This window comes from Pseudomonas profundi, from assembly GCF_008638305.1.
Classification (GTDB): Bacteria; Pseudomonadota; Gammaproteobacteria; order Pseudomonadales; family Pseudomonadaceae; genus Halopseudomonas; species Halopseudomonas profundi.
Genome location: NZ_VTPZ01000001.1, coordinates 97865 through 110076 on the forward strand (window position 1 = coordinate 97865; position 12212 = coordinate 110076).

A 12212-nucleotide genomic window follows, 5' to 3' on the forward strand; every position below is an offset into this window, starting at 1 on the left:
GCTAGAGGTATGTGTCGTCATGATTCTTCACTGTCCAGCAGCAGGTTTTCCAGGCTGGCCTGATAGTCTCCCGGCTCCTTCCACAGCCCGCGCTGCTGGGCTTCGAGCATGCGCTCGAGCATGTCCCTGAGCGCGCCGGGGTTGTTCTGCTGGATAAAGCTGCGGGTGTCGTCATCCAGCAGATAGGCATCGGCCAGTAGTGCGTACTGATGATCATCGACCAGCTCGCTGGTGGCGTCGAAGGCGAACAGATAGTCGACGGTAGCGGCCATTTCAAAGGCGCCCTTGTAGCCGTGGCGCTTCATGCCCTCGATCCACTTGGGGTTGGCCGCGCGGGCACGCACCACGCGGTTGAGCTCTTCCTTCAGGGTGCGCACGCGGGGCGAATCGGGTTGGCTGTTGTCGCCGTGGTAACTCGCCACGCGGCTGCCGCGCAGGGTTTCCACCGCGGCAAGCATGCCGCCCTGAAACTGGTAGTAGTCGTTGGAATCGAGGATGTCGTGCTCGCGGTTGTCCTGGTTGTGCAGCACCGCCTGCAGGCCCTGCAGGCGCTCGGCGAAGCGCTCGCGGGCGGCAACACCGTCGGCGCCCTTGCCGTAGGCGTAGCCGCCCCAGTTGAGATACACCTCGGCCAGGTCCGCGCGGCTCTCCCACAGGCGCTCTTCGATGGCATTCTGAATACCTGCACCATAGGCGCCGGGCTGCGAGCCGAACACCCGCCAGCCAGCCTCGCGCCGCGCCTGGCGCTCATCCAGCCCGGTATCCTCCAGCCGCAGGGCTTCCTGCCAAACCCGTGCCGAGATCGGGTTCATGTCCTCGGGCTCGTCCAGCTCGGCAATGGCCTGCACCGCATCGTCGAACAGGCGAATCAGGTTGCTGAAACCATCGCGGAAAAACCCCGATACTCGCAGCGTCACATCCACGCGCGGGCGGGCCAGCTCCTGCAGCGGGACGATCTCGAAGCGCTCCACCCGCTGGCTACCGGCCTGCCACACCGGACGCGCACCGATCAGCGCCAGCGCCTGGGCCATGTCGTCACCACCGGTGCGCATGGTGGCCGTGCCCCACATCGACAGGCCCAGCTGCGCCAGATGATCGCCCTCATCCTGCAAATGCCGCTCCAGCAGCCGCTCCGTGGCCTGCACGCCGATACGCCAGGCGGTCGGTGTGGGCAGGTTGCGCACATCGACGGTGTAGAAGTTTCTGCCGGTAGGCAGCACATCGAGCCGGCCGCGGCTGGGCGCGCCGCTGGGGCCGGAGGGCACGAAGCGCCCATCCAGGGCGGTCAATAGACCTTGAATTTCACCGGGACCGCAGGCGTCCAGCATAGGCGCTACCTGCTCGGTCAGCGCGTTCAGCACGGCAGTGCTATGCGCGCCAAGTGCCGGAGTTGCGCTCTCCAGACTCGCCTCGATCAGCTGCATCGCGTACAGCTCCAGACGCTCGCGGGTATCGGCGGCGGTACGCCATAGATCGTCACTGACCGCGAGCAGGGCCTTGGGCTGCGGGCCGGCCCAGGGCGCGGCCATATCGCTGTCCAGCGGATCGAACCCCAGCTCCAGCTCAGCGGCCAGCGTTCTCAGCAAGCTCGCATTACCGCCCTGGCCATCCCCACGGGGAATGCGCAGCAGCGCCAGCAGCGTGTCGCGTCGCAGTGCGCCCGCAGGCGACTGTCCAAACACATGCAGACCATCACGGATCTGCGATTCCTTCAGATCGCACAGATAGGCGTCCAGCTGGGGCAGCCAGCTGTCGGGATCATCGGTTACCTGCAAATTCAACTCACGGTCCAGCTGCGTGACGCGCACCAGCGCAAGTATTTCACGGCGCAGCTCCTCGGCCCGGCGCAAGTCGAGCTGGCTGGCTTCGTAATATTCATCGGCAAGCCGCTCGATATCGCGCAGCGGCCCATAGCTTTCGGCGCGGGTGAGCGGTGGCATCAGGTGGTCGATGATGACGGCCTGGGTGCGGCGCTTGGCCTGCGCGCCCTCGCCGGGATCGTTGACGATAAAGGGATAGATGTTGGGCAGCGCGCCTAGCACTGCCCCCGGCCAGCACGCCGGCGACAGCCCGGCGCTCTTGCCCGGCAGCCATTCCAGATTGCCATGCTTGCCCACGTGGATAACCGCATGAGCGCCGTAGATTCCTCGAACCCAGCAGTAGAACGCTAGATACCCGTGGGGCGGCACCAGGTCGGGGTCGTGATAAACGGCGCTGGCATTGAGGTTATAGCCCCGCGCCGGCTGGATGCCGACGAAGCTTTCACCAAAGCGCAGCCCCGGCACCATCATGCGTCCCTGGCGGAACATGGGGTCCTGCTGGGGCGAGCCCCAGCGCTCGATCACCGCCTGCTGATTGGCCAAGGGCAACTGGCGAAAGAAGCGCTCGTAATCATCAAGCGCAAGACTCTGCGGGCAGGGGCGCTGATCGTTGTTGTCCAGATCATTGGTGACGCCGCCGAGCAGCTGATAAATAAGAGCCGTGCCGGACTCTGGCAGACCCTCGACGGGATAGCGCTGCTCACGCAGCGCAGCAAGAATGTTCAGCGTGGCCGCCGGCGTATCTAACCCCACGCCGTTGCCGATACGCCCGTCGCGGGTCGGGTAATTGGCGAGCACCAGCGCGATGCGTTTGTCTGCGTTGGGAATACGCGCCAGCTCGGCCCAACGCCGGGCCAGCTCAGCGACATGATCCATGCCGGGAAGGTGCGGCACGTAGCAGACCACATCGCTCTGGCTGCGCTCGCTGCGCCAAGCCAGCCCCTTGAAACTGATCGGCCGGGTAATCAGCCGGCCGTCGAGCTCGGGCAAGACGATATTCATCGCCAGATCGCGCGAGCCCAACCCCTGGAGATTGGCCTGCCACTGCTCGAGATTGTCCAGCGCGCAGATGGCCTGCAGTACCGGAATGTCACGCCGGAACGGTCGCGCATGGGGCGTGTCGGGGTTGGATTGAGCGAAGCTGGTGGTATTGATGATGACGGCGGCGCCGGTTTCATCCAGCCAATCCTGCACCTGGGCCAGGCAAGCGGCCTCCTTGAGGCTGGCAACCGCGATGGGCAGCGCATTCAACCCCGCACTGCTGAGCCGCTCGCAGAAGGTATCGATAAAGGCGGTGTTGCCGGCCTGAACCTGGGTACGGTAGAACAGCAGCGCGGCAACCGGCTGCTCTGGCTGCCACTGCGCCTGCCAATCGCTGATAGCAGGGCTGGCCTGGGCTGGATGATAGAGCCCCACACGCGGCAGAGGCTGGGGCTCGTGCCACGAATAATCACGCTTGAGCCAGCTGCTTGCGATGCAGTGAAACAGCTGCCGCGCATTCTCCATGCCGCCCTGGCGCAGGTATTGCCAGAGCCGTTCGCTTTCCTCGACCGATGCATTGCCCAGGCGCATCAGATCCTGATCAGGGCTGTCGTCCCCCGGCACTAAGATCACCCTGGCGCCCTGCTCTGCCAGCTCGATCAATCGCTCGACACCATAGCGCCAGTAACTGACCCCGCCGTGCACCGACACCAGAATCACCTTGGCATGCTGCAACACCTGATCGACGTAAAAATCGATGGAGGCGTTATTGCTCAGCTGCGCCGGGCTGGCCAGGCGCAGGCTGGGGTAATCCTCAGACAACTGCGCAGCCGCTGCGGCCAGCAAAGACAAGTGCGAATCCCCGGTGCACAGGATCACTAGCTCGGCAGGCGTCTGCTGCAGATCGGCAATGCTGTCGGCGGGAATTTGAGCGCCGGGTTGGGTGCGCAATAGGTGCATGAGTTATCAGCTTTCCAGCGCGGCTTTGAGTTCGGCTTCCACCTTGGCAGCGTCCAGCGTCTGGCCGATCACAACCAGGCGCGTCACCCGCGCCTCGTCAGTCTGCCAGGCGCGGTCGAAATGCCGGTCGAAGCGCTGCCCGACACCCTGCAGCAACAAGCGCATGGGCTTGCCGGGAATGGCCGCAAAACCCTTGATGCGCAGGATGCCGTGGCGCACCACCGCCTCCTTGAGCGCCTGCAGCAGTTGCGCCTCCGGTGCGGCCGGCAGCTCCAGAGAGAAGGAGTCGAACGCCTCGTGGTCGTGCTCCTCGTGATCTTCAAGATCGTGGTGGGTCTTGCGCCCATCGATATGCGCCTCGGTTTCGCTATTGAGGCCGAGCAGCACATTCAACGGCAGCTCGCCACCCTGGGCCTCGACAACCTTGACTGCCGGGGGCAGTTCTTTCTGCACTTCAGCGCGTACAGCAGCCAGTGCCTCGACCGAGAGCAGGTCGGTCTTGTTGAGGATCACCAGGTCGGCGCTGGCGAGCTGATCGGCGAACAGCTCGTGCAGGGGCGATTCGTGGTCCAGGTTCGGGTCCAGCTTGCGCTGGGCATCGACCTGATCGGGGAAGGCGGCAAAGGTGCCGGCACTAACGGCCGGGCTATCGACTACGGTGATGACCGCATCGACGGTACAGGCATTGCGGATCTCCGGCCAGTTGAAGGCCTGCACCAGCGGCTTGGGCAGGGCCAGGCCCGAGGTCTCGATCAGAATGTGATCCAGATCGGCGCGGCGTGCCACCAGCTCGCGCATCACCGGAAAGAATTCCTCCTGCACGGTGCAGCACAGGCAACCGTTGGCCAATTCGAACACGCGGCCGCTGGCCTCTTCCTCGGAGCAGCCGATGGAGCATTGCTTGAGCAGGTCGCCATCGATACCCAGCACGCCGAATTCATTGACGATGACGGCGATACGCCGCCCTTCGGCATGATTGAGCATGTGGCGCAACAGCGTGGTTTTACCGGAACCGAGAAAGCCGGTAACGATGGTGACGGGCAGCTTGGAGAGTGATTTCATGTTCGGCCTTGCGTAGCGAAAAAGTGGCGAATACGCAGGCGGACAGTTTTGGCAGGACGCACCAGAAATGCACCACCGGAGCGCCCCGCCCGGTTGTTCAAACAGTTGCGAGGCAGGTCTCCTGGCTCACGTCCGGACAACGCTAGCGTCGTCACTTCCCTTCGCCTTCCCGCCGGTGCAGTGGCTGTTTGCGCGAAAGATAGCGCAAACCGAAGAGTACAGAACGTTTACAGTTGCGGGGGCAGCCACGGCTTACCGTGTTCCCTCTTAGCTTCGGCGGCTGAGCCGAAGAACCTCGAATCGAAAGTAGGCTACGCAATCGCCCCATGCAGGTCAACTGGGCCGGCTGGTTGACACCCCGCCCATGGCCGTGGTGTGCTCTGCCGCTTCATGACCTGCAGGTAACAATCAGCCATGCACATGCCCGTCTACGTCGCCGGCCTGGGGTGCCGCAAAGGGTGCTCAGCACCGGAATTGCTGGAGCTTCTGCAGGCAGCGCTTGCACAATCGGGACTGGCAATGAGCGAGCTGGTCTGCCTGGCTACCAGCGAGCATAAACAGACTGAAGCGGGACTGTTGATACTGACAGATCAAATCGGCTTGACGTTAGCGACGCTGTCGGTCGCTGAGCTTGATGGGTATGATGCGCGCCTTGAGCAGCGCTCAGCCCTGAGCCTGAGCATTACCGGCAGCGCCGGCGTAGCCGAAGCCAGCGCGCTGGCCCAGGCAGAGCGGCTCGGCGGCCGACCCGCTCGGCTGCTCTGCTCCAAGATCCGATCGGCCAATGCCACCTGCGCCATTGCCGTTTCGCCACTTGCACCCGAGGAGAACGCATGACTGTTTATTTCATTGGCGCAGGCCCGGGCGATCCAGAGCTGATCACGGTCAAGGGCCAACGCCTAATACGCAGTTGTCCGGTCATTCTGTATGCAGGCTCCCTGGTGCCCACGGCTGTGCTCGAAGGACACAGCGCTGAACAGGTGATCAACAGTGCCGAACTGCATCTGGAACAGATCATAGCGCATCTCGTTCAGGCCCATTCACGGGGGCTGCACGTTGCACGGGTACATTCCGGCGATCCCTCCCTGTATGGCGCCATCGGCGAGCAGATCCGCGAACTGCGTGTTCGGGACATCCCCTTCGAGATCATTCCAGGGGTCACCGCCACCGCCGCCTGTGCGGCGCTGCTGGAGTCTGAACTGACGCTTCCGAAAGTCTCCCAGACGCTTATCCTGACCCGCTACTCCGGCCGGGCCGATATGCCTGACGGCGAGCAGCTGCGTGATCTTGCCCGCCACCGTGCAACCATGGCCATTCACCTCGGCGTTAGTCACATCGCGCGAATAGTGGAGGAGCTCCTTCCACATTACGGCCCCGACTGCCCTATCGCCGTGGTACACCGCGCGAGCTGGCCGGATCAGGACTGGGTAAAAGGCCGACTGGCAGATATCGAGGAGCTAGTGCGCGCCAAGGGTTATCGGCGTACCGCGTTGATTGTGGTCGGTGAAGTACTGGATCCGGGGGATTTTTCGGATGCGGCGCTCTACCGCGCGAGCCATGCTCATCTTTACCGCAGCAATTCATAATTTGTCGAAAGAGAAGACTCAACTAGACGCATCAAACGCAGAACATCGGCATCACCGCAACCCAGAAAGCTACGCTTTAGAAGCGGCTCCTCCCCCCGCTTGCCGCTCCCGGCGACGACCGGGCGTGCGGCCGACCAACAGGCGGACAATATACCTGTTCGCGAAATAGGAAACGCCCACTCGTTGTAGTGGGCTTTTCTCTTACGGGTCGGGAGGCTGGCAGACAAAAAGATTCGGTACAATCACCCTACCTTTAGCGGTCGCGTCACCGCGTGACGGTACTCATACTGCAGAAGACCGGCTGGGTCCCCATTCCGATCCTCCAGCCGCGTTCTACCGCGGTAGTGGTTTCGAACAGGTCATATTTCTAGGTCTTGTTTGACCCCTCCTGGCCGGACAGCGTCAGTGTGATTGAATCACACCGGGTTTTATGGAGGCCGTTTCATTTAAGTCAGGCTGCCATGGCCTGACCGGGGTGTTGCTGGTAGAAGTTTGCCTCAGCTTCTGCAGGCGGTATATATCCAATCGAACCCAGTAGGCGCTGGTGGTTGAACCAGTGAACCCATTTCAAGGTGGCGATTTCCACTGCTTCGCGGCTCCGCCAGGATTGCCGGTAAATCAACTCCGCTTTGTACAATCCATTGATGGTTTCAGCCAGAGCATTGTCGTAGCTATCGCCTTTGCTACCAATAGAGGGCTCTATCTCGGCCTCAGCGAGACGCTCCGTATACCGGATGGAGACATATTGGCTGCCTCGGTCGCTGTGATGGATCGGTTTCCCTGCGCGTTCGGGCTGACGGTCATACACAGCTTGCTCCAACGCATCCAGAACAAACTCTGTCTTCATGTTGTTGCTGACGCGCCAGCCAACGATTCGTCGTGCAAAGACATCGATCACTAAGGCCACATAGAGCCAGCCCTGCCAGGTAGAAACGTAGGTAAAAATCTGAGACCCACAGTTGATTTGGTCGACCAGCATGGAGCTGACGCTGGACCTTGTCGAGCGGGCAAACCGCTTTCTCACCAGGCATCGTGGTACGGATCACATGACCGCGCCGAACGCCCTGTAGACCAAGCCGGCGCATCAACCGTTGCACAGTGCATCGGGCGACGTGAATGCCTTCTCGCTTGAGTTGCTTCCACACCTTCACGACGCCGTAGCACTGCATGTTGTCATCCCTGACACGCTGGACTTCGTCGCTTAACAGCTCGTCCTGCTTGGCACGCGCGCTTCGTAGCTCGGGTTGGCGCGCTCTGGCTGCATACTGGTAGTAACCAGACGGAGCGATCTGTATCACGCGACAGATCGACTCGACTCCATAACGGTCACGATGCTCATCCACAAAGGCGTTCAGGGTTTGTTGCGGCGCCGGGATGCCGGCCAGTCGGGCTCCGCCTGGGCAAAATAAGCACTGGCTAGACGCAAAATCTCGTTCGCTTTGCGCAACTCACGGTTCTCGCGTTCCAGCGCCTTGATGCGCTCGCGTTCCTCAGTCGTCTGGCCCGAACGTTGGCCGCTATCGGTCTGGTGCTTGCGCACCCAGCCATGCAGCGTCTGCGGGACACAACCAATCTTGGGCGCAATGGATTCGATGGCGGCCCATTCGGACGGGTAGTCTTTCAGGTTCTCTAGAACCATGCGGACAGCACGTTCACGAACTTCAGGGGAGTAGCTGTTGGATTTCTTCATGCCTCATTCTCTCAAGAGTTGAGGCCTCCACGAAACCCGGTGTTATTCAGGCGTTGAGATCCGAAGGTTTAGGAAAGAAATCGGTGTCGTAAAACGCGAAGATATGATTACGAGCAAAGTCTAAAGACCCTTCGGTTAGCATTTCTTTTCCGAGGTAACGAACGAGGCTCGAGTCTAGCCGGTTTGGGGCGGCTGATACCAGTGAGCCCCTTTTTCGATTCCGACGCAGCACGGCTCAAAACGGGTAGGCTCATCCGCCGTAGGGGCGGGGTGAAAGTTCGCCATCCTGAAAACCGGAAACCGCGCCCCCACTCTCTCCACAGCTCCGCATATTGGAGTCCGGGGGGTCAAAATATGACCAGACGCCAAGAAAAAGTTCTGCCCGTCGCTTCAGGCATCTGGCTGTCTCCAGCGCAGCGCCTAACAGACGTCAATCCTCTGAAAACAAGGGGTTCGGATGCTTAGGAATCAGTACCTTGTATTTGGTTTGGGAAAGTTGCGCGTCGTATACGGGAACGTCTCTGCCAATATCGAGTGAAGCTTTCCGAGCAGCTTCAATCAACGCTTTTCCATCGCTTGGGTCCATTCGGCAACCCGCTACGACAGAGACAAGAAGATGTTCGCGCGAGTACGGTTGGATTGTCCCGTCGCCCACTTGCCGCAGACTTCTGAGCTCCTCCTCATAACTCCAATCGACACTTTTGGTCCGATAGCACTCCGCCTCAGCGCTTTCATCCCCTAGTTGCAGGATGGGTCGATCAACTGAGTAAACGACTGGCATCGGAAAATGGTGGAAAGCTATAGGCGCTGGCGTGGTGGTTAGGTCGAGACGAAACTCCACGACAAAGCCTTGGTGCTGCTGAGCGTAGTGAGACCACATGAGAAGATTCGTTGGATTGAGAGTGAAGCAGCAAACGCCTATCCCTTCTACTAACCCCCGATTGAACTCGCCCGAGGCGACCGCTTGCTCAAGTTTTTTTAACATCCTCTGTTTATGTTCTATGCGCTTCGCGGGGCTATAGCCTTTGTGCTTGGCCGCAGCAGCGAATATTTCTGGACGTTTACGAACAAATGATGCTGCGCTTAGGGGGTCAAGAACAGGTGAGCAGTCGAAAGGATCGTTGAAGCGGGCGGGGTGAGTGTATTTCCATGTACCCTCCCGTAATACATTCAAGCTACCTTCGTTGAAAGGCAGGTACTTGAAAAAGGTAATGGACTGGGTTCCGTCATGGTCGTTCATCGCACCATCTCCTTTGGTTGATGGCGAGGATTGTAACGCAGCCTCAGCCATCCCTTGGATGGCTAATACGAAACCGCCCATCCGCTCCAGACGCTACCAAAGCAGCCGACACCATCTAAGGCATGGCTCCCCCCTTTCCGCACAGTGGGGGATCAGCCAGACTATAGAAACACAAAAGCCCCGGAATACGGGGCTTCGGTGCTCATGAATGGCGGAGGGACAGTCTGCCTTTTACGCTATCGCATGAGACGGCATGAGACTGATTATCACAGCTACAGCCCCCGCATTTACTGACTTTACCTCCCTTCCCTTGTAACCACCTGTCGCATGGCGTAGCATCCTGTTTTATACTTTATGTGTGAAACGATGTGGGGAACAGGATATGCCGAAGGAAGCGAAAAGGTTATTTGATAAGCAGGTCGCGGCGCTGAAACAGCCCGGCCTGTACCCCGTAGGCGGCGACGTCCAGGGCTTAGCACTGAGAGTGACCGCCAAGCGCGGAAAAGGCGCGAGCGGTGTGGCGCGTTCGTGGGTACTGCGCTTGTCTACGGGAGAAACCCGCACCAGCCAGACGGGCAAGCCTTTTGCCGTTCGCCGCGATTTCGGGCTGGGCAGCTATCCCGAGATTAGCCTATCAGAAGCACGCCAGAAGGCAGCCGAGCTAAGAGCACTATACCGTTCGGGTGTTGATCCCGGCGCAGCGCGCAAAGCCGCCAAGGTCGAGCAGATAAAGCTACAAGCCAAGCGCCGGACGTTTAAGGATGTAGCGCACGAGTGCCACGGCTTGAGAACCGAAGAGTTTTCAAACCCCAAGCACGCCGCCCAATGGATCAAGACGCTTGAGAGTTACGCATTCCCAACTATCGGTGCACTGCCGGTTAGTGAGATTGAACCCAGCCATCTAGCCGACCTCCTCCGCCCTATATGGGTAGAAAAGCACGAGACCGCCACAAGGGTGCGCCAGCGCATCGGCAGCGTGCTTGATTTTGCCATTGCCAAGGAATTACGCCCAGGACCAAACCCCGCCGACATTAAAGGCCCGCTAGGCGAACAACTGCCGAAATCCAAAGGAGTGCGCAAAAAGTCTGGAGGCAAAAAGCACCATGCCCGCGTACCTGTGGAAGCTATGCCGCGTTTCCTGGCAGACCTCCGCACCCGGACAAGCATCAGCGCGAAGGCACTAGAGTTTGCCGTTCTGACCGCTGCCCGCTCCGGTGAAGTAAGGGGCGCAACATGGGGAGAGATCGACTTGGAAGCCCGCGTATGGCGACTGTCTGCGGAGCGAATGAAGGCCGACCGCATACACAGGGTGCCTCTCTCTGACGCTGCTGTGGCGTTGCTGGAGTCCCTACCCCGTGGGCCTGACACGGCACTGGTGTTTACTAATAGCAAGGGTGGCGCGCTGTCTGATGCAACGCTGGGCAAAATGCTCAAAGACCTGCACGCCGCGAGCGTAGAGCGAGGCGGTGTAGGTTACGGCGACCCTGATCAACCGGGCCGCATTGCTACCCCACACGGCACAGCGCGTTCCAGCTTCAAGGATTGGAGCCGTAAGAGCACAGCCCGAGTTATGGCGAACGGCAACCGCTCCAGCTTCCCAGATGAATGGAGCGAGCTAGCGCTGGCACACATCAACAGCGATGAAACCAGAAGCGCCTATGCGCGGGATGAACTACTAGAAGAACGACGGGAGCTGATGCAGACGTGGGCTGATTACTGCAAAGGCGCGAAGAGTGACAACGTGGTGGCCATTGGAGGGCAACGATGATGAATCTTGATAATTGGGGGCCTCACCCGGTAGACCTAGAAAACAATCAGCCAGCAGAGCTTGGTTTCGATATGGCTCCGTCGGTGTATAAAAACACTAATTGGATAGTAGCTATCGACGCTTGGGATCACTGTGACTCCAGCATCCTAGAAGAAATGCTAAAGCGGCATCCTTTACCGTTTGAGTTACAACCTGTTATCGCCGGCATTGTTTCAGGTGCTCGAAAGCAAAGACGGAAGGCGGCCGCTAAGTTGAGGGTGCCAGCGGGGCATCGAATGTTTGTCGCTGGATTGTATGCGGAATTGAAGCGAAGCGTCATTGATACAACCCTAAAGCGCAAAAGTTGTAACGATTATCACGATGTAGCCGACGCCAAGGGTATAGAGGTCGCTGAATATCGGAAAGAGCTTCTGAGATATGCGGCGGACTTTAAAAACGAATGGGCTGAAAACGCTGGAATCAGCGTTGAGACGCTGGACAATATGGTTGATGAGATAAAACTCAAAATAAAAAATTACCCGAAAATTTAAGAGGTTACGGCCCCTCAGGTAATACAGCGCCCTGTTGTGATACCTGACGCTTTTCGAGTGTCGAGAGTCTTAGCTATTGAATAGGAACCGTCGCAATTCACAACAGGACGGTTCAACATGAGCAATACAAACGCAGTTAGTCGCACTAAAGGGGCGGGCCACCGATGTGACCAGATGCAACGTGGTGTTACACCTCGTCGCAATGGAGTAATGCCAATGAACATCACATCACAACCCGCCGCTTTCACCGTGTGTCGCTCCATCGGGGGTGGTTCACACACGGTACCTCTCACCGCTGCACACAACATGGCTGTGTCATTCAACAACATACCAACGCAGGGCGTTTCATATAGCCGCCTAGCGTATGTGTATAAGCGAGGCACGCTATGAAAGTTACAACCGATCTAGTTACCCGTTATGTTTCTGATATTCAACTGGCAGAGATGTTCGCAGTTAGCCGCGCCACCATTTGGCGCTGGACTAAGGCGGGGAACCTGCCGGAACCTGTCAAGCTATCCCCTGGAACTACCCGCTGGCGCTTGGCTGATATTCAACAGTTGAACGGGGCCGCATAA

At 59.3% G+C, this 12212-nt stretch carries 8 protein-coding genes, 1 pseudogene, 1 riboswitch and 1 other annotated feature; of the genes and pseudogenes, 5 read left to right on the top strand and 4 right to left on the bottom strand.

What is annotated here, in order from left to right:
* Window positions 1–17: 17 nt before the first annotated feature.
* On the bottom strand, window positions 18–3761 hold the full coding sequence (gene cobN / locus FZE95_RS00475) for a cobaltochelatase subunit CobN (RefSeq protein ID WP_150298858.1): 3744 nt from the start codon (window positions 3759–3761) through the stop codon (window positions 18–20).
* 6 nt (window positions 3762–3767) lie between these two features.
* On the bottom strand, window positions 3768–4823 hold the full coding sequence (gene cobW, locus FZE95_RS00480; protein WP_150298859.1) for a cobalamin biosynthesis protein CobW: 1056 nt from the start codon (window positions 4821–4823) through the stop codon (window positions 3768–3770).
* 94 nt (window positions 4824–4917) lie between these two features.
* Window positions 4918–5136, bottom strand: a riboswitch (cobalamin riboswitch).
* Window positions 5137–5237: 101 nt separating this feature from the next.
* Between cobW and FZE95_RS00485 the strand changes: the two genes are divergently transcribed.
* Together FZE95_RS00485 and cobM are read left to right on the top strand one after the other, a co-directional pair.
* On the top strand, window positions 5238–5660 hold the full coding sequence (locus FZE95_RS00485; RefSeq protein ID WP_223824914.1) for a cobalamin biosynthesis protein: 423 nt from the start codon (window positions 5238–5240) through the stop codon (window positions 5658–5660).
* Window positions 5657–6409, top strand: a complete 753-nt coding sequence (cobM, locus tag FZE95_RS00490; protein ID WP_150298860.1) for a precorrin-4 C(11)-methyltransferase — start codon at window positions 5657–5659, stop codon at window positions 6407–6409. The genes FZE95_RS00485 and cobM overlap by 4 nt, the downstream gene beginning before the upstream one ends.
* A 451-nt stretch (window positions 6410–6860) precedes the next feature.
* Here cobM and FZE95_RS00495 read toward each other — a convergent pair.
* Together FZE95_RS00495 and FZE95_RS00500 are read right to left on the bottom strand one after the other, a co-directional pair.
* A pseudogene (locus tag FZE95_RS00495) lies at window positions 6861–8099 on the bottom strand (IS3 family transposase).
* Window positions 7690–7821, bottom strand: a sequence feature (AL1L pseudoknot). Its footprint overlaps the pseudogene before it by 132 nt.
* A 430-nt stretch (window positions 8100–8529) precedes the next feature.
* Complete coding sequence (locus FZE95_RS00500) at window positions 8530–9339, bottom strand: DUF2971 domain-containing protein (RefSeq protein ID WP_190324447.1); 810 nt, start codon at window positions 9337–9339, stop codon at window positions 8530–8532.
* Window positions 9340–9721: 382 nt separating this feature from the next.
* On the opposite strand from FZE95_RS00500, the gene FZE95_RS00505 reads away from it, so the two are divergent.
* From FZE95_RS00505 to FZE95_RS00515, 3 genes are all read left to right on the top strand, one after another.
* Window positions 9722–11107, top strand: coding sequence for a tyrosine-type recombinase/integrase (locus tag FZE95_RS00505; RefSeq protein ID WP_150298862.1), 1386 nt, complete (start codon window positions 9722–9724; stop codon window positions 11105–11107).
* Window positions 11104–11637 (top strand): hypothetical protein, encoded by a 534-nt coding sequence (locus tag FZE95_RS00510; protein WP_150298863.1) that lies wholly within the window; start codon window positions 11104–11106, stop codon window positions 11635–11637. The genes FZE95_RS00505 and FZE95_RS00510 overlap by 4 nt, the downstream gene beginning before the upstream one ends.
* 386 nt (window positions 11638–12023) lie before the next feature.
* Complete coding sequence (locus tag FZE95_RS00515; protein ID WP_150298864.1) at window positions 12024–12212, top strand: helix-turn-helix transcriptional regulator; 189 nt, start codon at window positions 12024–12026, stop codon at window positions 12210–12212.

Coding starts and splice junctions, on each gene's coding strand:
- cobW (WP_150298859.1), bottom strand. CDS start 4,823: ATGAAATCACTCTCCAAGCTGCCCGTCACCATCGTTACCGGCTTTCTC.
- FZE95_RS00510 (WP_150298863.1), top strand. CDS start 11,104: ATGATGAATCTTGATAATTGGGGGCCTCACCCGGTAGACCTAGAAAAC.
- FZE95_RS00505 (WP_150298862.1), top strand. CDS start 9,722: ATGCCGAAGGAAGCGAAAAGGTTATTTGATAAGCAGGTCGCGGCGCTG.
- cobN (WP_150298858.1), bottom strand. CDS start 3,761: ATGCACCTATTGCGCACCCAACCCGGCGCTCAAATTCCCGCCGACAGC.
- cobM (WP_150298860.1), top strand. CDS start 5,657: ATGACTGTTTATTTCATTGGCGCAGGCCCGGGCGATCCAGAGCTGATC.
- FZE95_RS00515 (WP_150298864.1), top strand. CDS start 12,024: ATGAAAGTTACAACCGATCTAGTTACCCGTTATGTTTCTGATATTCAA.
- FZE95_RS00500 (WP_190324447.1), bottom strand. CDS start 9,339: ATGAACGACCATGACGGAACCCAGTCCATTACCTTTTTCAAGTACCTG.
- FZE95_RS00485 (WP_223824914.1), top strand. CDS start 5,238: ATGCACATGCCCGTCTACGTCGCCGGCCTGGGGTGCCGCAAAGGGTGC.